We start from the raw sequence: 18,867 nt of genomic DNA on the forward strand, positions 1-18,867 counted from the left end.
AAGGAAAAATGTATGAGCACGCAAAACCCCAGCATCATGTCCCACGTATCCATCGGTACCAATGATTTTGAAAAAGCTCGCGCGTTTTACCAAAAAGTGTTGGCCGCGCTGGATATTCACATCCTGATGGATTTCCCCGGCGCGACGGCATTTGGTCGCTACTATCCAGAGTTTTGGGTACAAACACCTATCGATGGAAAACTCGCAGCAGTAGGTAACGGCACTCACTTCGCTTTTGTTGCAGAAAACAAACAACAAGTGCACGCGTTTTACGATGCCGCAATCGCTGCTGGCGCAATCTGCGATGGCCCACCCGGCCCGCGCCCACTGTATAGCGATGCGTATTATGGTTGTTTTGTGCGTGATCTGGATGGCCACAAAATTGAAGCAACGTTTTGGGATGAATCGCTCGCACCGGCGGCTGCGCATTAACAGCTGTGCTATTTAATGAATATCTACGTTATTTAATTAACATTTGCGCTACTTAATTAATATCTGCGCTGCTCAGTAAATATTCCCGCATTAATGTCCTTGCACGGTGCAGGCGGCTTTTGATGGCGGGAATATTTTCATTTAATCGCGCTGCAATTTCCGCGATGCTGAGCTCTTCAAAATCGCGCAATAAAATGATTTCCAAATAATGTGGCGGGAGCGATTCCAGCGCGGCAATTAATTCAGTTTTTAAACTGTGCGTGGGGGTGCGTTCAATAAATTCACTCCACTCGGCATCGGTTAAATGTACGTTGATATTAAAGGCGCGGAATAAATAGTGGCATTGTCTTTTTAAAATCGTCACTAACCACGCGAGCCATGAATGCAATTGGCGCAGGCTGCGAATGTTGCGCGTTGCAATCAACAGCGTCTCTTGAATTGCATCTTCTGCGTGGCTGGCGTGGCAATGTTTTTGTGCGTAGCGGCGTAAATCCGGATAGCTGTTGCTAATCAATTGCTCCAGCGCAAACGGATCGCCCGTTTGCGCTGCGCTAATTAATGATGCCGGTGCTTTCATGCAACTTCATTCTCTGTGCGGGCGAGCGTTAATAATTCGTCAACCGACCATTGGTCATTCGCGTGTTTACCGTAATGCGCAGCGACTATCTTGCCATCGCTGCGGATCAGGAAATCGGCAGGCAAACCAAGGCTGGTTTCATCATCGCGTGGTACTTGTACGCCAAATTGCATCGCCCCACGCAATGCAGGCAACCACACAGCCGGGTTCAATACTGCCATCACCGATTGGTCTACGCCAAACTCAGCATATAAAGACCTGTGCGGGTCAGCAATCAATGTAAATGGGCAATCAGGCAGATCAGCCAGAATCCGTTCGCGGGTTGAATTGAAAATAATCATTTCCTGTATGCCTGCATCGCGTATTTCGTTTTGGCGGGCGATGAAACTGTGCAGATGTAAATTGCACACCGCGCAACCGGAATAACGCCGGAATTGCAGATGTGTCCAGCCGTCAGCGGCTGGGATACTGACTTCTCGCCCATTGGCATTTTGCCAAACCCGCTTGGAGATTATGCTGCCGGGTTTCAGTTTGGTGCTGGTTAGCATGTGCATAGAGTTTTCCTTTTGGCTATGGTGAAAGAACGTTTTAAATGTTCTTGAAGTCTTCTATCCACTAGTGGGAGTGGTGAGCCAAATGGATTCGCCATGATAAAAATAAATTGCTTCTCATTTGTGAGAAGCAATAGCGGAGATTTAATGATGAGTTTGAGTTTCGGTGTCTATCTAGGAGGTGGAAATAGGTTTAAGCAATATTAACGTTAACGATCAGTTCGACCTTAATGTGTGGCGGTCACAACAGTTTTGCGCCTTCACCCCGTAAATAACATTTTGATATTACGTTGGCTGCTGTTGTCGTTGAGTTTTTTTAAGGCCCAATTATTAACTATCCAAACTTGTACCCAGGTCAATAGACAAGCGGCGCTCAGCACTAGTAGATATCTAACATGAAAAGGGCCCGTGGCTACTTTTACAAAGGGAATATGCCATAGGTAAATCCAGATACTATTTTGCGCGATAAATAATGTAACCACTTTGAGTAAAGTCACTTTGTCCAGCAAGCGTTGCACGGTTTCGCTTAGCACCCAGGCTATTAACGCTATACCCAATGCGTAAGAAAAATAATAAAGAGTCGGTGGATATTTGTGTTTTTGGGTAGCAACAAAGCCTCCGGTTTGTATAAACGAATATAGCGCTACTGAGACAAAGAGTAAGAGGCACATGGCGGCGATCCATAGAACTTCATTTCTTTGGAGCGATGGTAGACGTAGGCCAATAGCGAAAACTAACGAATAAGGAATCAAATAGTGGCTGATGGCTTCAATGATTTTACCTGGTTCGGTGTTAAAAAAATCTTGTGAGAGCAATCTTGTTATTTCATAGCCGAAAAAAGCAAAGCTAATGTATGAAAAGTAGAGTTTGTTGCTGGGTATCGTTTTGTGAAAGCGATAAATCAGTGGTGATACCAGTGCCACTAGCAGGAAGACTTTAATAATCCAAACATAGCCAATCCCATCGATCAATAAATAGGAGCGAATAATTTTTTCGGCGGACAATGTCTCAATTTTCAGATCCAACAGCGCTAAGGTAACAAAGTAGCCGGTAAGGAAAATCCATACCGGGAATACCAGTCGTTTTATTCGTTTCCAGAGATAGTGGCTGTAGGCTTCCTGTTTGAACGAGAGTCCGAACGCCATGCCAGATATCAATACCATTAAGGGTACGTCAAAATTGCGTAGTTGATGGATAACCGCAGGTGGTGAAATGTGTGCAAGGATGATCATCGCCAGTCCCAAGGCACGTACTATGTCTATTTGTATGTTTCTCATAACTTCCTGTTTTGACTTGCTACGGGTATTAATGAAGAGAAAAGGCGCTTACGGGCGGGTGGCGATTGTAGAGGTGGGATGTTAAGTTTGCAAAAGAAAAGCGTGAGATATGCACGATCCGGGCGAATATTAATCGCGACTGGTGATAGTGATGGCGCTGGCGGTGAAGTGCTCGGCGCTCAGTGCAATCTCCTTTATAATGGCGGCCTTTTACCGATTCTCAGAGAAAGGCTCAAATGACCATCCGCACCCGTATTGCCCCATCGCCCACTGGCGACCCGCACGTAGGCACCGCTTATATCGCTTTGTTCAACCTGTGTTTTGCCCGTCAGCACGGCGGCAAATTCCTGTTGCGCATTGAAGATACCGACCAAACCCGCAGCACCCCCGAATCCGAACAGGCGATTCTGGACAGCCTGCGCTGGTTAGGTTTGGAATGGGACGAAGGCCCGGACGTAGGCGGCCCGCACGGCCCTTATCGCCAAAGCGAGCGCATGGATATCTACGGCAAATACGCCATGGAGTTGGTCGAAAAAGGCCACGCTTTTTATTGCTTCGCCACTGCCGAAGAGCTGGACGATATGCGCCGCGAACAACAAGCGCGCGGTGAAACGCCCAAGTACGATGGTCGCGGTTTGAAATTATCGCCCGCTGAAGTGCAAGCGAAACTCGATGCAGGTGAGCCTTACGTGATCCGCATGAAAATCCCGGAAGAGGGCGTGTGTGAAATCGACGATATGCTGCGCGGCAAGATCGAGATCGAATGGTCGCAAGTGGACATGCAAGTGCTGCTCAAAGCCGACGGCATGCCCACCTATCACCTCGCCAACGTTGTGGACGATCACCTGATGCAAATCACCCACGTGATTCGCGGTGAGGAGTGGATCAACTCCGCGCCCAAACATTTAAAACTCTACGAATACTTCGGCTGGCAAGCGCCCGTGCTGTGCCACTTGCCGCTGCTGCGCAATCCGGATAAATCCAAACTCAGCAAACGCAAAAACCCCACCAGCATTCTCTATTACAAGCGCATGGGTTATTTGCCCGAGGCGATGCTCAACTATTTAGGTCGCATGGGCTGGTCAATGCCGGACGAGCGCGAGAAATTTACCCTCGCCGAAATGCAGGAACACTTCGATTTGCTGCGCGTTTCCCTCGGCGGCCCGATTTTCGATGTGGAAAAACTCAGCTGGTTAAACAGCCTGTGGATTCGCGAGAATTTCACTATCGAGCAGCTGGCAGAGCGTTTACATAACTGGGCGCTCAACAAAGAAACCCTGTTGCAAGCACTGCCACACGCCCAATCGCGTATGACAACGTTGAGCGACTTTGCACCGCTTGCCGGTTTCCTCGTGAGCGGCATGATGCCAGTGACCGAAGCGAGTTTTGCAGGCAATAAGCTTGATATCGAAAAACAAAAAGAATATCTGCAATTTGCGCTCTGGCGTTTGGAAGCCTTACGCACTTGGGATCGCGATACTTTGTTTGCCGAATTGAAACTACTTGCCGATCAAATGGGCCTGAAAATCAAAGACGCCATCGCCCCCGTGTTTGTCGCCATCGCCGGTTCCACTGCGTCTTTCCCGGTAGTGGATTCCATGCAAATCATCGGCCCCGACATGAGCCGCGCGCGCATCCGCCACGCGATCAATGCACTCGGTGGCTTTGGTAAAAACAAACAAAAAGATTTGGAAAAGGTCTTTGATAAATTAGGCGCAACCCCCGAACAACCCGCTGCCTAATACCCACTGGCCTCAACACAGCCGTGCTGAGGCCAGCAAATACGGCATTGTTGTTAAGTAACTGGTTGATTTACAAACAAAATCAGCGCAGAGGGTGGAGTAAAAACTGCTTGACACTCCGCCAGTCGCTGCATAGAATGCGCGCCACTTACGACACAGTCGTATCCCGTTTTTGGGGCTATAGCTCAGCTGGGAGAGCGCAACACTGGCAGTGTTGAGGTCAGCGGTTCGATCCCGCTTAGCTCCACCAAATACTAAACCCGCGTTTCTCACGAAACGCGGGTTTTTTATTTGCGCGAAAATAAATGTTCGAAGTGGAGCTAAGTGGGTGAGAGCCGCTGATGCGGTTCACAAAACGGTAGGATAGCCGTTTTGCACAGCGAAGCTGCCCGCAGGGCGAGGCACATGGATGTGCCGAGTGCATCCCGCGGTCGGGATGTTTAAGCTAAGTCTATGGATTGGCAGGATTGTGGGTGGAGCAGACTTAGCTCCACCAAATTAAAAACCCGCTTATCGCAAGATAAGCGGGTTTTTTGTTTTGTGTTAGCTAGTTGGGTTGGTCTGTGCTTTTTCCTGTACTGACAGCCAATACATTCGGTTGTACCAGCCCTCGCGCGCAAGTGTGGGAGAGTTGATCTCAATTCCTTTTGGTACTTCTGTATCAAGCAAGATAAAAGCAAGTCGTTCAGCGAGGCGAGCTAAATGCCAGTGAGCTACAGCAATTGCTTGAGCGTTGTGTCCCTTTCGTAACTGGTGTGCCAGCAAGTCGCGGATTTGTTTTAAACCGGGTTTTTTTTCATTTCCTGAGATTGGCCATAAATCTGAAGTGTATCGGTTGAAATGGGGATAAGTATTTTGAAATTTTTTAAGTCTCACCATGAAGCTTGGTGGGGATGGATTTTTGACTTTAGAAATTAACCCATCTATTCGGGCTGTTAGTATCTCGGCATGAGTACGATTTTCGCCCTGGATGTCTAATTTTAACTTGAGCAGTGCTGAGATAAGTGCATAATCTGTTTCATGGAGTTTCTTTTTATCTTCCTTAGTTAATTTCTCAATCGATACCACTTGTTCTAAAACACTAAATAACGCAAAAAAATTTGCGGATGTCGTTTTTTCAAGATGTGGTGATAATGCGGCAGATAACAATGTCACGGCCTCTTTTATTTCGGCATTGGACGCAAGAAATTTTTCAACCATATTTTGTGCTTGAGACTGAAATTCTTTTTCAATGCAGAGATCCAGAATCGGTTCTATTGCCATGTCAGGTGCGAGATTAGGGTTAAGAGGATAAATCCAAGTAGTTTCCGTGCCATCGCTTTTGCACCATTCCCAGCCATGCAGGGTGATTGCTTGCCGAGTCAAGATTGACAGAGGTATGAGAATATCTCGGATTTGATTGGAAATCTCTGTAATGCAGGTTTTCATTGTTCCTGCGCAATTTACTTCTACTGCGAAGCTTGCATGAATTTCTGCTGTGATATCTTTTTTCTCAATATGGTGGATGTACCAGTGCTTTATGAATCGAATATCTCCAAGTTCTGTTGTATTCAGTTTAAACAGCTCTAGCTCCATGCTTGGAAGATTTGAATAATTAACAACAATTGCATTGAGATGCTCTTGAAAGAACCTTATTGGCGAAAGATTAAATCTGAGTCGCGGTAGGTTACTCTTGCAATGATGTGATCGTATTGAAAGTTGGCCTGCGTGTTCAATTTTAAAAGTTCCTCTTTCATGCTTCCTACGAGTCCTGCCAGCAGGCATTGATCGATACCAAAGGTCTTGAACTTCAATGTCATAGCTACTGTTTATGCTATGTAATATGCAAGGGTTTTCAAAGGAGGTGATTTCCTCACCCATTAAAGGAATTTCTATCGAAATATCTGCGGGTAAACCGCTTGATGGCGGTTCGGAGATTCTGCACTCTGCCTCCAGTTTTTTTCCGTTGGAATCGGTTATTACTGCGTCGAAGGAAATATTTTTAATAGTCATGTGTTCGTCTAGTGCCATGTAGTGTTGTTGGACAAGAAGTTCGTTAAGCGTGAGAGCGCCAAGCTCTCACTTTGCTAACATGCAATTCCAAATTCAACGACTTGAGCACTTTGAGAATTGTAGCGAAGCTCGGGTTGCCTTCACCTGATAAAGCTTTATAAAGACTCTCGCGGCCAAGGCCGCAATCTTTTGCCAATTGGGTCATTCCTCTGGCTTTGGCAACGTTACCTAAAGCTTTGGCGATAAAGGCCGCATCATAACCTGCTTCTTCAAAGCAGGTTTCCAAATAAAGAGCTATGTCATCTTCTGTTGTTAAGTGCTCAGCAGAATCCCATTTGCGCAGTTTTAATGCGGCCATTTTATAACTCCAATTCTTTGGCGAGAGCTATCGCCATTTTATATCTTTTGGTTGCGATGATTTGTCGCCACCAACTAACAACACAATAATTTCCAGTCCCGAGCGTTTGAAATAAATTCTGTAGCCCGCGCCATGATGTATGCGTAATTCAGATACACCATTGCCTACGGATTGGCAGTCACCAAAATTGCCGTCTTCCATACGATTGATTCTGACCTGTACCAGTGTTTTGGCTTTTCTATCGCGGAGTGAGGTGAACCATTTATCAAATTCTTCTGTGGTGAGAATGCTATACATGCTGAGTGTATCCTAAAGTATACATATTTCAATCCTTGTGTACTGCGATAGAGCGAGTAGTTTTGCTTGGTGGAATATACCTGAATTTATTTTGAGCCTCCTGCACTCGATTTGAATGCTTGAGGGAGGTGCGGCATCCAAGCTATATGAGATTGATTTTTAGTCACCCCAATGCTACAACTGTCCTTTGTCCTGAAACAAAGGACAGTTGTGTTTTGATGGTAAACCACCAAGGGTATAGCGATGAAAAGCCAGGACATACTGCTGTTGCTGAAATTGATAAGCATGGAAAAGTCCGGTGCGCCGGATGCGGATTATAGTGTGCGTCAATTGGAGGCGTTTACTGGTATCAGTAAATCGGAGCTTAGTGCATCGCTTAATCGCTGTATTCGTGTCGGGTTAGTTGCGCGCGAGCATCAAACTGGTGTGCCAAAAGTGAATCGCAAGGCGCTGTTAGGGTTTTTATTGAATGGTATTCGGTATGTGTTCCCGGTTCGACCTGCTGAATTAGTGCGTGGTATTCCAACGTCGTTTGCTGCGCCGGTGATGGAAGGTAAGGTGATGTCTGCCGGTGACATCATTAATGTATGGCCTGATGCAACCGGTAAAACGAAAGGGCAGGCAATTGTGCCTTTATTTAAATCTGCGCCCGCAGCTGCCAAAGCAGATCCAAAACTTTATGAATTGTTGGCATTGGTCGATGCTGTGCGTATAGGAAATGTGCGTGAAGCCCAGCTTGCGGCTCAATTACTTGAAAAGGAATTTGTTTATGAATCGTTATAACACTCACCGCGATATGATCGCTATAGTTGCCAAGGCGTTGTCAGGATTTTTTGAGTAGTCGTGATATTGAAGATATTCTCAATTTAGTTGATGGCCGAGTTGAACTTGGAGTAGAAGTTACCCAAGCTCCTGATGACGTTAAGGCTTATTTAATTTCGGAGTTCGCTAACTTTCTTGCTTCACCTGACGCTCTTTATGCCGTGCAATCCACGGCTAATGGCGATGTTGCACGCGAGAAAATTATTTTTGAGCGTATTGAGCATATTATCTTTCTTGGAAAAAACGATACGGAAGTGAGTAACCAGTTCCGACCATCGACATCACGATTAAGTGCGATTATTAAAGAGGGAGAAGATTTAATCGCGAATACAAAAGCGGATGATTTGAAAGGTTTTTCGGAGTAATTCTGCCCGGCTGCCTGATGAAAAATAAGACGTGATGGGTTTACCTAACCCATCGCATCATTTCCCAAACACCATTACCCCCACCACAATCAAAAACAACCCCCACGACAACGCCAGCAATACCCACGGCAAGCGGGTATTGGTTTGGGGTGTGGTGATTTCTTCTTGAGTGTTGTCTGGTTTTTGTTGCGACAACTGATTGGACAATTGTTTTACTTTTTTTACGCGTTTATCTAATTCGCGAGTTTTTTCGCTTTGTTGACGCAAAAATATTTCCATTCCCCGCTGGATTCCGTTGGCGATGGCTTTGGTTTCGACCGGGGTTTGGCCTTCGGATTTGATGGTGTTGGCGATTTTTAGCGCTTCAACGCGCAGGTCGCGTGCGTTTTTCTTTTGTTTGGTTTTAGTTGCGGGTTGTTGTTGCGTCATAACGGGATCTCAACAATTGCAGGGAGACGATTAAATAAAAATACGCATTTCTTCGCCGATTTTTTTGCGCATCTCCATTAATTTAATGGCGGTTTCGTGTTGTTGTTTATCGTCTTCGGTTTGTGGTATCCATGTTGGTACGGGAACCGGTTGGCCGGATTCATCGACCGCGACCATGATGACAATGCAATGTGTGGTGAGCCGTCTGCTCAGGGATTTTGGATCGCACGCGTTTACTTCAATGGCGATGTGCATGGATGATTTGCCGGTATAAATAATTTTTGCGGCGACCTCTACCAAATTGCCCACATGGATGGGTGATACGAAACGGATACCGCCTGCATAAGCGGTTACGCAATAGCGGCCGCTCCATCCAGCGGAGCAGGCGTAGGCTGCAAGGTCGATCCATTTCATCACGGCACCGCCGTGCACTTTTCCTCCAAAATTAACATCTTGTGGCTCGGCTAAAAAACGGAGGGTGATGTCGCGTTGCGGATTGTTCATAGTTGTTCTCGCTGGAAAATAGTGGTTGTCGTCATCGCAATATCGGATGATTTTATTTGTTTGCTGTTACCAAGCCAACACCGCCAATCACCAGCGCAGCGCCGAGTAATTGCACCAGTGTAATGTGTTCGTTTAAAACGAGTGCACCTAAAAATAAGGTGATCACCGGGCCTATGCTGCCGAGTACGGCTGTTTTGCCGCTGCCCAGTAAGCTGATGCCTTTATTCATTAAAAAGCTGGGGATAACGGTGCAGAAAAAAGCGAGCAACAGTGCGAGCACATAAACATGATTGGATTGGTGTAGTTCAGCAAGGTCACTCAGTGTAACGCCATGCACAATAACACCGGTGCAAGCCGATAACATTGCATAGGCGGTGAAGCGGCTGGAACCGACTTTGCGGATCATATCGCCTGCGAGCACGACAAATAATGCAAAGAAAATCGTGCTGAGCATCACCAGACCAGCACCGAGCAGTGTGAGGTTCCAATCGCTGGTGAGGCGTAAATCCTGAATAAAAACCAACAGCATACCGCTGTAGGCAATCGCTAATGCAATTTTGGTTTTGCCGGTTATTTTTTCTTTTTTCCAATATGCCAGCATCAATAACACCAGCGTTGGGTACACATACAAAATCAAACGCTCAAGTCCGGCGGAAATATATTGCAGCCCCATAAAATCCAGCAGGCTGGATAGGTAATAACTAAGCAGGCCTAAGCCGGCGATTTTCCATCCGTCGCCTTTTGCAAGCGGCGCTACCTTTTGGGCATGTATCCAGAGCGCGACGGCAGCATAAAACGGCAGTGCAAATAACATCCGCAATAACAATAAAGGTGCGGCAGTAATACCGTATTGATAGGCGAGTTTGATGATGATGCCTTTGCTTGCAAAACAAAATGTGCCGATAAATACGCACACAATACCGATAACGGTGGGAGAGAAACGGGAGTGGGAATTTTCCATAAGACAGGTGCACCGACAAAACAGGATTGCACCTTGCCACAGATAATAACGCTGGGCAAATTAACCTGCTCAGTCAATAAAGCAGGCGGCTAATAAAACAGAGAGCAACTAAAACTCGCAGTAAATAAAACAGACAGCAAGCAAAACGACGGCCGCCGTTTTGCTTGCTGAATTTTCAGCGGTAACGATTAACGCTTATAAGAACACTTGTTTGGATTGCCGCCCGGGTCAGAACCAAAGGCTGCTACGGTGCATGCAATACTGCCAGGCACGGATACACGTTTGGTCACCCACTTACCTTTGCGGCCAAAGGCAACCCAGCCATCACCAGAGGTGACTGAACAAGTGCCACCCAAATCTGCGCACTTGGAAAAACCATCAGGGTAATCGCCCGTACCGGTTAATACCGGCGCGCCAGATGAACTTGCCGCTGCGCTTGATGGAGTGACTGATGCTGCCGAGCTGGATGAGCGACTGGAAGAAACCGCTGCAACCGACGAGCTTGCAGGCTTGCTGGATGCAGCAATGGATGACGCTGTTCCGCTACAAGCAGCTGCAGTGAGTTGCGCACCGTTTTTACCCACGCCGGCATATTGCGCCAGCTTGTCCTTCACGCATTGCGGACTCACCGGCGAATAGCTGTAAGGGATGCTGATAGGGAAGGGGGCAGTGGTTGTCCAGTTGGTGGCATCGATGGTGCCGCCACTTGTCCAGGTGATGTTATAGGTCGCAAAATCGCCCGGGCTCGTGATGTTGTTGCCGCGCAATTCCCACTTGCCACAGTTGCTGCTATCAAAGCGGCAGGTCACCGGGTTAAGCGAATTTTGGAACCAGTTATTTTCAATCAGCGCGTAACCATTCTGGCGAACATTAATACCGGAGCCGGTGATGCCGTCGTAAAGGTTGTTGTACATGTGCGTCCAACCACCGCGTTGCAGTGGCAAGCGCGCATTTACGTTGCGATAAATATTATGGTGGAACGTAATCTCGCGCCCACCGGCAATATCGCTACTGCTGGAACCATCGAGCCCGACTTTTTTACTATCGCGGATCAGGTTGTAAGACACCGTAATATTGTGCGAATCTTTTTTAATATCGATTGCACTTTCAAATGTCAGATCGCCATCGGGTGAGCCATTACATTCGTTATTCACTGCAAATAATTCGTTGTGATCAATCCACACATTGCTGCCGCTATCGATGCGCAACATATCCGCATCGTTATTGGCACCGGCGAGCGCACCGATTTTCATATTGCGCACAATCACGTTATTAGATTTATTAATCACAATACCAAAGTTGGCAGAAGAACCATTTGCACCAACGATAGTAATGCCCTTGGTAAATTCTTTGATTTCCACATAGCGGTAGGCATCATTCCAGCGCGCTTTGGGGCAATTGCCGGATGAATCGACGGTGTGGTCACGAATCACTTGATTGATCAATGCATCTTCATTGCCGGTGTAAGTGATGATGAGCGGATAAGCGCCGCCCGTCACTTTATTGCCGTTTGCATCCAGCTTGGCATTGGCGATGATGGTGTTGATTTGCTCGTAAGTTGATGCAGTGAACGATTGCGCACCTGAAATGTTGCCGCCATCGGTTGTAGAGAAACCACCGGTTGCTGCAGCAAAAACAGTTCCGCTCGTTGCAAAAGCAACTGCTGTGGCGATGGATTTAATGCGGAAAGAAATTCCGTTTTGGTGTGATCCAAAAGGTTGAATAGTAAACATATTTACAATCTCGTCTCAGTTATTAATTGGTTTATTAATCAGGACGGATTGACCGAAATAGGCTGGAGATGGGTAAAACTTTTTCCAGTAACACAAGGCCGTATTATTGTTATTTATGCCTGCCCGGAGCGACTATCGATACCAACTGTACATCAGTGTCAGGGAAGTGCACGGTGCACTTTAATGCGCACCGTGTTTCTATTTTTACACCCGCGTAGGCAGAAATTCAAATTTTTAATTCTGGCGAGATTCACTTGTTTCAAAAAGTGACAATGCAAAAACTACGTCACACATTTATTTTTCCTTGGCGGGTTTAAGCGCAATAAAACCGGCGGCTGGCCGTGTCTCGTTGTAATCGCCGTGATACATATCCAAATACACACTGTGTGTAACGGCTCCTTTGTTGGTATCGCAAATCACATCATACAGATCGATAATGTTGCCGAAGGGGCCGATGCCCGCGTTGCCTGCGCGTTGGAATGCCGATACTGGCTCATTGTTGTCGCACACCAAACGCGAGAGATAATAGCGTTGCCCCATAGGGCCACTTACGCGCACAGGGTTGTCTTTTGAGCCCAGCGGATATTTGGCTACTGCTTTCTCATCCACTTTTTTACTTTCACCCAAAAGTGCGACGATTGCGGAGGCGAGTTCCTCGTCTGACATTTCCTCTTTTGCCGTTGGCTCAGGCTTGGTGGCGCAAGCGCTCAGCAACAAAACGATAACGGCAATGTAACTGGTTTTGATGATAGTCATGGTGAAATCCTTGCAGTGTATTGAGTAATTGTTTTTATTTTGGATGGCGTGATAACAAGTGACTTGCCACAATCATGGCCAAAGCAATCAACGCACCTAAAAATTCCCGCGCTTCTTCAATGTAAGGTTTTTGCGGATTCATGCTTTGCATCAGTGGCTCGGTGTTGCGGTGCAGGTAATAGTTATAAGCACCTTCGGCATACAGCCCCAATGTAATTCCACAAATCACCAGTGCAATCCAGAACACCGATTTCATCGGGCGGTTCATTAATGCCAGCAGCGGCACTGCGGCACAAATCAGGTAAAACAAAATCCAACTTGCAGGGTCCGGATCATTGATTTGTAACGCAGCAAATGCGAGTAAGCACAGAGCAAATAATAAATGAATGGATTTTTTTAAGTAGATCATAGTGGTTGCTGTTCCTCTAATCAGTGTTTGATGGCAACAAAAAATGCATTAGCTGCACCGGTTTCCCAAGGGGCGATGGTCGCGCCAGCGCGCATAGTTGCTCTGCTCGTGATAATCAATATCGGCACACATAAGATCATAGTAACCAGAGAGGTCGGTATAGAGCGCAGAGGAGGTTGTAGCAGCAGAGGGGGGCGTAACGGAGGGTTTGTTTGCAGTCATAGGGCAGGGTATTCCGGTTTGTGGAGCGCAAACAGCGCGGGGCTGTTTGCGCGAGCGCTTAAGGATCGCTCTTTAGGCGGCAATACACAATTACATATCGCCCAGCAGTGCTTTATCGTTAGGCGCTTGCAACCATTGGGCAACGTCCTTACCCATGGCTTTCATGGTACGGCCCAGTACGGAACAAGAACCTTTGTAGCCTGCAAACGCGCCACCCATTGATTGGCGGCGTGCTTCAAATTCCGCCACTTTTTTACCGTCCTCATAGAGCGTACCGCGCGCAGCGGCATATTTATTGTGGCCCATGAATGCGTTGCCCATGCTCACCGCTTCGGTAATCTCCATTTGCAATACACGGCCTTTAGCCGCGGTATCGATGGTGCCTGCCAGTTGTACCTCAACTTTGAATTTCTTACCAAACTCCTGGGTAAACTCGGCAAACTGTGTACCCAGTTTGGTACATTCATTGCGGATATTCTGGGCAATGCGCGAATCCGCTGCATAAGGAATAACCGATTGAACAACAACAGGGTCAGCAAAGCTGACTGTGCTAAATGAAGATGCCAACACTGCAATAGCCAATGTAGATTTTTTTAACATCGTGTAATCCTTGTTCCTGATTGAAAATTAAATTGTTATATAAGGCTTCGCCCGATAAGCCACGAAGGCTGGAGCAAATATACACGATAACGGTAAATTATCTATTCCGGCCTGTAATCCAATCAGGCAAGCGCCGTCTGCGCAGTACGAATGGAAACAAGGTGTTACAACCAGCATGTTTCAAACAAGGTAGGGTAGGTTCATACACTACAGACTATAAAATAAAATCATCCAGCCTTAAGGATATAAGCATGAACATTAAAGCAGTCATTGCCTGTGTGTTGGGCGTTCTTTTGTTACAGGGTTGCGAGTCAACTTACCAGTCATTCAATAAAGACATTCCTGATAAATATATTGAAGTCGTTCAGGACGATCCGAACGTGGATGTGGAGGAAACCCTTAAAGCATCAGGCAAGCCTTATGTGTGCAAAGAATTGTACTTTGGCCATAACTCCTCCCAAAACCGCCGCGCGTGTTTTATTAAATTACCGGAAGATGACCAGATCGAACGTCTGAAAATCAAAATGGAAGGTACCCCACAAGCCATGTTGTTAGATACTGGCAAAAACGTCCTTGTTGTCGGTGAGGTATTCCTTGGTTTTTTATTTTTTGGGTATGTGCCGCTGGATTAAATCAAAACGCGTAACCGGCTCCCACCATCACTACCAGTGGATCAATACTGGCATCGACGCTTGCGGCTTTTTTGCCATTAACGGAAATGTCGGCCGTTGTCTCGATATCAATTTTCCAGACGGCCGCATTCAAATACCAATTGTCGGTGAGTTGCCAATCTGCACCGACTTGAAATGCCAGCCCAACAGAATCATCCAGTGAAATATCCGTTTTGCCTGCAAGTGCGGTGTCTAAAGTGTTGCTGGTATCGTTACTAAAAAAAGTGGTGTAATTCAGCCCGATGCCAATATAAGGTTGGAATTTGCTCTCGCTAAGTGGGTAGTACTGCAGTGAAAGAGTGGGTGGCAAATGTTTGGTGCTGCCAATATCAACACCGTCTAACGCACCGGTACCCACAATGTCATGCTCGAACGGAAAGGCTGCCAATAATTCAATACCAATGTGCGGTGTTGCAAACCAGGTGCCGGAAAAGCCTATGCCTGTTGCACTATCTACATCCACTCCGCCGCCTAACACAGTACCGCTACTGGCATCGGGTTCAATCTGCACTGCACCCACACGCACAAAAAACTCGCCATCTTCATGTGCGAATACCGGCGCTGTAATACAGGCACTACCTAATAAAACCATTAATCCCAAATGACGCATTTGCACTACCTCTGTTGTTAATCACAGAGGTAGTGTTGCGAAATTTATGGCTGTAGTGATTGATGTATATCAACTGATAATCGGTATGAAAAAAATAAGCAAAAATAATAATAAAATTTGATCTGGTGCAAAGTGCTTAGCGTGTAAATGTACAATTGGGTCTGCTTCCAGAGTTAAGTCTGCGTAGTTTTTTTGTGCACTTGTATGACTTTCACTGCTGTTGCTTACAATTCAGTTGGGTGCGATAGGGGATGTAAATTACCAAATCGATAATGCCCGTGCGCTGCCATTTAACACGGTTGGAAATGCCGTCTAATTGAATATCGCAGCTCTGGCCGATGGCTTGGCGAAGCGTGTTATTTTCCTCCGCGATTTTCTTGATCACCTCGTAGCGGTATTTTTCTGGGTTTACAATGCTCAGGTCAGCTTCACCGCTTAAATCCAATTCTGTACGGCCAATCTTTTTGGCCGATTTAATGAATTTCTCAAGCGATGCTTCTTGTTCAGTGGCCGGTAATTGTGGATTGACCTTTTGCTTCACAGAAAAGTAAAAATAACTGGTATCTGCACGCGACCTGTCTTCGGTAAATACCAATGATTTATCTTTCGGGTCGAGTGTACGCAGGAATTCATCGCCATAAGACAGTTGCATATCCCCTTGCTTCTTGGCGGATTCTGCTAATGCCAACAGGGTTTCACGTATTTCCTTTTCACGCATTTTTTTATCGCGCGTATCGTTAATCATCTTAACGTCTTGCACCAAAAAATCGCCTTGCTTTTTCAGCGTAACTGCAGGCATTTCATAATAACCATCCGTCTCCATAATGCCGGTGACGATAACCTCTTCAAGCACATCGTCCTGCGCTTGGGCGATTCCGCAAGTTAATACCAGGGTGGTAGCGATTATTTTTTTAAGCATGATTATTCCTTTGTCTAATTGTTTGATGATTTTTCTGTACCCTTTAACTGCTTTTTTCTTTTGATCTGGTCATTTCATATATTTTTGTTCTTTCATTTATTCGCCTAAGTTCTGACTTGGAAAGATAGATCCAAAAAATAGTTGGCGGTAGGAGAATTAATAGAAAGATTAAGCTTTTATTGATTGACTTTTGTAGATACTCTTCGATGGAGTTGCTTGATTTAATTAGGTTGCAAAGTGCAGTGTGCTCATTTTTGGAAAGATATGAGCTTTCTGTGTTTTCGGTATTACAATCTGAGGTAAGTGAAAAATGACTTTCAAATATCGGTAGGTTGGTGACCGTATTGCTGGAGTTTATCAGAAGGTAGTGTTTGGTTTCTTTTGTTTTAATTAGTGCGAATCCAAATACTCCAGAAAGGTATGGCGTGCTGAATATTAAGACTGCGAGGAAAAATGATAAGGTAATCTGTGTTATTTGTAAGCTTTTTTCAATTTTTACAAAGCTTGGTTTTTTGAAATTAATGCCGTTGTTGTCTTTGTTGTAGATTATGCTAGAAGAATGAGCTCTTGCTTCTGTTAAAGATAAGTCATATTTTTCGCACCATTTAATTATTGCTTTTGCATGGTCTAGGCTTGTTATATTTAGCCCCCAGAAAGCAATTTTTATTTTTTCCAAGTCTAGTTGTTTTTTTACATGATTGTTTAGATCTTTGTCGTCGAGAGTGAAGTTTTGATTAAATATTTTATTCCAAAGATAATGGACTAACATTATGCGAGCGCGCGGGCTTGCTATCAAAATAAGCAGTGGAATTAATATATATGCCCAATCTTTTAGAAATGCGTATCCAAATTCGTATAGATTTGTGTTTTCCATAAATTTTCCCTTTTTCTATTGGTAATTCGGTGGTGAGAACCCCAACATGACCATGTGTTCGCAACCACCAAAACCAAAATCTGTGTGCTTATATTTGGTGTGTAAGTTATTTATCTTGTAAAAGCTGTTTTGAAAAATTAAGAAAATCATCCAAATGGTTGGCGATGATGTTTTCCACTATAGGCAGCAAGAGTTTTTGGTAATCGTGAACCGCAATATTGCGGAAACCGATCATTCGTTTCATGGTTTCGGCGAGGGTATCATCGATAAGACCTGCTTGAGCGAGCAGGGTAAATACATCGCGCGCACTTTGCGTTACGCCGAGCTGTTTGGTGCGAATAATGTGTTGCCCCATATCCAGAGAGGCTTCGCAGGCTCGTTGAATATTCAGGATTGCCGCATCTTGTCTGCTGTAATCAATCGCAAATTGGGCACCGGCTTTGGTGTACTCCTCGCGTACGCGATTAATGCATCGCTCTATGCTGGCGGCTTTATTGATTAATATGTCATTTACCATACACACGTCCAGTCTTGCGGATTTCATTGAGTTGTTCTGCGCGCAGTTCATCTAAAGCCATTTTTTCATTCAATACAAATACATCGAACAAATCGGCTTGCATATCTTTCGCCCACAAACGACGGCCAGTGGTGATGACTTGGTGCTGCATCACGGTAGAGGCGGCGCGCAGGTCGAGCAAGTCTATCTCGTAACCGAGTTTGTCGGCCAATTGGTTTGCCATTTCAAATAGCTGCAATGGGTCTGCATAACCTGTGACTAATACCGCTAAATCCAAATCGCTTTGGGCGTTGGCCGTGCCTTGCACGCGGCTGCCGAAGGCGTAAATACCGAGTGCATTGGAAAAGGCTTTTTGCAGCTCGGTGCAGATTAGGGCTTCGGCTTCGGGTGTTAATGAATGGTCGGTCATTGCAGCTCCAGGGTTATTCTTGTCACCATAAACCAAATCATCTTTTTCATGCAAATGTACTTTTGCATTGGGGTGATAGAAGCCACCGCGTTTGCCTTTGTTGAAATCGTATTCGTCGCGCATACAGTTTCTTCTAAATAAAATTGTGGGCGAAGTGTGCAGATAATCATGCCCAACCTAAGTGTTAGATGTAATCAAAAAACTTGCGGCGCTCTGTGCCCGCGCTGTTCGAATTTATTTTATTGGGGTGTTTGTATTCCCTCCAGCGGTCCACCTGCTTGCCCACGTTCAAGTGTGGGAACTCGCCAGCAGCGCTGCTATCGATACCTAAAAAAACCAATAATTGTTTCAAGTTGCCTGACTGACTAATGTCGATTGAAAGAAAATCATCGCGCTGGGAAAAATAGTTAAACACTGCTTTTTTGTGCGTGTTATAACAATTTTCCAGATGCGCTTGGGATAGTGGATTTTCACAGTTAAAAAGTGAAAAGGTATTATTCATGCAGCGTTTCAAGACTGGATTAAGATAGCCAGTTTTGGGCGCTAACTCCGGCAGCATTTTATTCAGGAGCCTTTGCATGGAAGGCACCCATGCGCTCAAGGCTCTATCCAGATACACAAACTTTGAGTTGGGGAAAAGCGCATCCAATTCTTTGTAATCAGCAAAACAGGGTGCATCTGAAATGACATCGGCCAATTCAAATGCACGCTTGGTGTAAGCCGTGTGTGCTACTTTAAATCCGTAATCCAGCAACGCAACACTAATACTGGTAGTGCCAGTGCGCGGTAGGCCGATGATGAAGATTTTATTCATGGATGCCTATATTGCCGGTTGAGTTT

General features: G+C 45.7%; 24 protein-coding genes and 1 tRNA gene. 6 read left to right on the top strand and 19 right to left on the bottom strand.

Features of this window, described 5'->3' with window-relative positions:
• Window positions 1-12 precede the first annotated feature (12 nt).
• On the top strand, window positions 13-432 hold the full coding sequence (locus VC28_RS02805) for a VOC family protein (RefSeq protein ID WP_049629306.1): 420 nt from the start codon (window positions 13-15) through the stop codon (window positions 430-432).
• 52 nt (window positions 433-484) lie between these two features.
• Here the strand turns inward: VC28_RS02805 and VC28_RS02810 are convergent, their stop codons facing one another.
• From VC28_RS02810 to VC28_RS02820, 3 genes are all read right to left on the bottom strand, one after another.
• On the bottom strand, window positions 485-1,009 hold the full coding sequence (locus tag VC28_RS02810) for an RNA polymerase sigma factor (RefSeq protein ID WP_049629307.1): 525 nt from the start codon (window positions 1,007-1,009) through the stop codon (window positions 485-487).
• The gene (locus VC28_RS02815) at window positions 1,006-1,563 is read right to left on the bottom strand and encodes a peroxiredoxin-like family protein (RefSeq protein WP_049629308.1); all 558 of its coding nucleotides are present in this window, start codon (window positions 1,561-1,563) and stop codon (window positions 1,006-1,008) included. The genes VC28_RS02810 and VC28_RS02815 overlap by 4 nt, the downstream gene beginning before the upstream one ends.
• Window positions 1,564-1,820: 257 nt before the next feature.
• Window positions 1,821-2,837, bottom strand: coding sequence for an acyltransferase family protein (locus VC28_RS02820; protein WP_049629309.1), 1,017 nt, complete (start codon window positions 2,835-2,837; stop codon window positions 1,821-1,823).
• A 236-nt stretch (window positions 2,838-3,073) separates the two neighbouring features.
• Here VC28_RS02820 and gltX point away from each other — a divergent pair, with 236 nt between their 5' ends.
• Window positions 3,074-4,579 (top strand): glutamate--tRNA ligase, encoded by a 1,506-nt coding sequence (gene gltX, locus VC28_RS02825; protein ID WP_049629310.1) that lies wholly within the window; start codon window positions 3,074-3,076, stop codon window positions 4,577-4,579.
• A gap of 174 nt (window positions 4,580-4,753) precedes the next feature.
• A tRNA-Ala gene (locus VC28_RS02830) sits at window positions 4,754-4,829 on the top strand.
• A gap of 293 nt (window positions 4,830-5,122) precedes the next feature.
• On the opposite strand, the gene VC28_RS02835 is transcribed toward VC28_RS02830, so the two are convergent.
• The 3 genes from VC28_RS02835 to VC28_RS02845 are packed head-to-tail and all read right to left on the bottom strand — an operon-like array spanning window position 5,123 to window position 7,226.
• Window positions 5,123-6,571, bottom strand: a complete 1,449-nt coding sequence (locus VC28_RS02835; protein ID WP_156184268.1) for a hypothetical protein — start codon at window positions 6,569-6,571, stop codon at window positions 5,123-5,125.
• A gap of 43 nt (window positions 6,572-6,614) precedes the next feature.
• Window positions 6,615-6,929 carry an addiction module antidote protein gene (locus tag VC28_RS02840; protein ID WP_049629312.1) on the bottom strand — a complete coding sequence of 105 codons (315 nt, stop codon included), beginning with the start codon at window positions 6,927-6,929 and terminating at the stop codon, window positions 6,615-6,617.
• Window positions 6,930-6,956: 27 nt separating this feature from the next.
• Complete coding sequence (locus tag VC28_RS02845) at window positions 6,957-7,226, bottom strand: type II toxin-antitoxin system RelE/ParE family toxin (RefSeq protein WP_049629313.1); 270 nt, start codon at window positions 7,224-7,226, stop codon at window positions 6,957-6,959.
• 243 nt (window positions 7,227-7,469) lie between these two features.
• On the opposite strand from VC28_RS02845, the gene VC28_RS02850 reads away from it, so the two are divergent.
• Both VC28_RS02850 and VC28_RS02855 read left to right on the top strand, forming a co-directional pair.
• A complete protein-coding gene (locus tag VC28_RS02850) occupies window positions 7,470-8,009 on the top strand; it encodes a MarR family transcriptional regulator (protein WP_049629314.1) in 540 nt (179 codons plus the stop codon).
• 50 nt (window positions 8,010-8,059) lie between these two features.
• The gene (locus VC28_RS02855; protein WP_049629315.1) at window positions 8,060-8,413 is read left to right on the top strand and encodes a type II toxin-antitoxin system Phd/YefM family antitoxin; all 354 of its coding nucleotides are present in this window, start codon (window positions 8,060-8,062) and stop codon (window positions 8,411-8,413) included.
• A 57-nt stretch (window positions 8,414-8,470) separates the two neighbouring features.
• Here VC28_RS02855 and VC28_RS02860 read toward each other — a convergent pair whose 3' ends face one another.
• From VC28_RS02860 to VC28_RS02890, 7 genes are all read right to left on the bottom strand, one after another.
• Entirely contained in the window at window positions 8,471-8,842 is a 372-nt protein-coding gene (locus VC28_RS02860) for a DUF2956 domain-containing protein (RefSeq protein ID WP_049629316.1), read from the bottom strand.
• 30 nt (window positions 8,843-8,872) lie between these two features.
• Entirely contained in the window at window positions 8,873-9,346 is a 474-nt protein-coding gene (locus VC28_RS02865; RefSeq protein WP_049629317.1) for an acyl-CoA thioesterase, read from the bottom strand.
• Between the two features lie 52 nt (window positions 9,347-9,398).
• The gene (locus VC28_RS02870) at window positions 9,399-10,307 is read right to left on the bottom strand and encodes a DMT family transporter (RefSeq protein WP_049629318.1); all 909 of its coding nucleotides are present in this window, start codon (window positions 10,305-10,307) and stop codon (window positions 9,399-9,401) included.
• 188 nt (window positions 10,308-10,495) lie between these two features.
• Window positions 10,496-12,040: a pectate lyase family protein gene (locus VC28_RS02875; RefSeq protein ID WP_049629319.1), complete on the bottom strand. Its 1,545-nt coding sequence runs from the start codon at window positions 12,038-12,040 to the stop codon at window positions 10,496-10,498.
• A gap of 294 nt (window positions 12,041-12,334) precedes the next feature.
• The gene (locus VC28_RS02880) at window positions 12,335-12,796 is read right to left on the bottom strand and encodes a hypothetical protein (RefSeq protein WP_231591625.1); all 462 of its coding nucleotides are present in this window, start codon (window positions 12,794-12,796) and stop codon (window positions 12,335-12,337) included.
• Window positions 12,797-12,830: 34 nt separating this feature from the next.
• Window positions 12,831-13,205, bottom strand: coding sequence for a transmembrane 220 family protein (locus tag VC28_RS02885; RefSeq protein ID WP_049629320.1), 375 nt, complete (start codon window positions 13,203-13,205; stop codon window positions 12,831-12,833).
• A 312-nt stretch (window positions 13,206-13,517) separates the two neighbouring features.
• Entirely contained in the window at window positions 13,518-14,027 is a 510-nt protein-coding gene (locus VC28_RS02890) for a hypothetical protein (protein ID WP_053094148.1), read from the bottom strand.
• A gap of 251 nt (window positions 14,028-14,278) precedes the next feature.
• Here VC28_RS02890 and VC28_RS02895 point away from each other — a divergent pair, with 251 nt between their 5' ends.
• Window positions 14,279-14,659, top strand: a complete 381-nt coding sequence (locus VC28_RS02895) for a hypothetical protein (protein WP_049629321.1) — start codon at window positions 14,279-14,281, stop codon at window positions 14,657-14,659.
• 1 nt (window position 14,660) lies between these two features.
• On the opposite strand, the gene VC28_RS02900 is transcribed toward VC28_RS02895, so the two are convergent.
• From VC28_RS02900 to VC28_RS02925, 6 genes are all read right to left on the bottom strand, one after another.
• Window positions 14,661-15,308, bottom strand: coding sequence for an OmpW/AlkL family protein (locus VC28_RS02900; RefSeq protein WP_049629322.1), 648 nt, complete (start codon window positions 15,306-15,308; stop codon window positions 14,661-14,663).
• A gap of 211 nt (window positions 15,309-15,519) precedes the next feature.
• Complete coding sequence (locus tag VC28_RS02905; protein ID WP_049629323.1) at window positions 15,520-16,227, bottom strand: hypothetical protein; 708 nt, start codon at window positions 16,225-16,227, stop codon at window positions 15,520-15,522.
• 43 nt (window positions 16,228-16,270) lie between these two features.
• The gene (locus tag VC28_RS02910) at window positions 16,271-17,101 is read right to left on the bottom strand and encodes a DUF6216 family protein (protein ID WP_049629324.1); all 831 of its coding nucleotides are present in this window, start codon (window positions 17,099-17,101) and stop codon (window positions 16,271-16,273) included.
• Between the two features lie 106 nt (window positions 17,102-17,207).
• Window positions 17,208-17,618: a type VII toxin-antitoxin system HepT family RNase toxin gene (locus VC28_RS02915; RefSeq protein WP_049629325.1), complete on the bottom strand. Its 411-nt coding sequence runs from the start codon at window positions 17,616-17,618 to the stop codon at window positions 17,208-17,210.
• Complete coding sequence (locus VC28_RS02920) at window positions 17,608-18,150, bottom strand: type VII toxin-antitoxin system MntA family adenylyltransferase antitoxin (RefSeq protein WP_231591626.1); 543 nt, start codon at window positions 18,148-18,150, stop codon at window positions 17,608-17,610. The genes VC28_RS02915 and VC28_RS02920 overlap by 11 nt, the downstream gene beginning before the upstream one ends.
• Window positions 18,151-18,211: 61 nt before the next feature.
• On the bottom strand, window positions 18,212-18,841 hold the full coding sequence (locus VC28_RS02925; RefSeq protein ID WP_049629326.1) for a sulfotransferase: 630 nt from the start codon (window positions 18,839-18,841) through the stop codon (window positions 18,212-18,214).
• Between the last annotated feature and the right edge of the window lie 26 nt (window positions 18,842-18,867).

Source organism: Cellvibrio sp. pealriver (assembly GCF_001183545.1).
In the GTDB taxonomy this organism is placed as follows: domain Bacteria; phylum Pseudomonadota; class Gammaproteobacteria; order Pseudomonadales; family Cellvibrionaceae; genus Cellvibrio.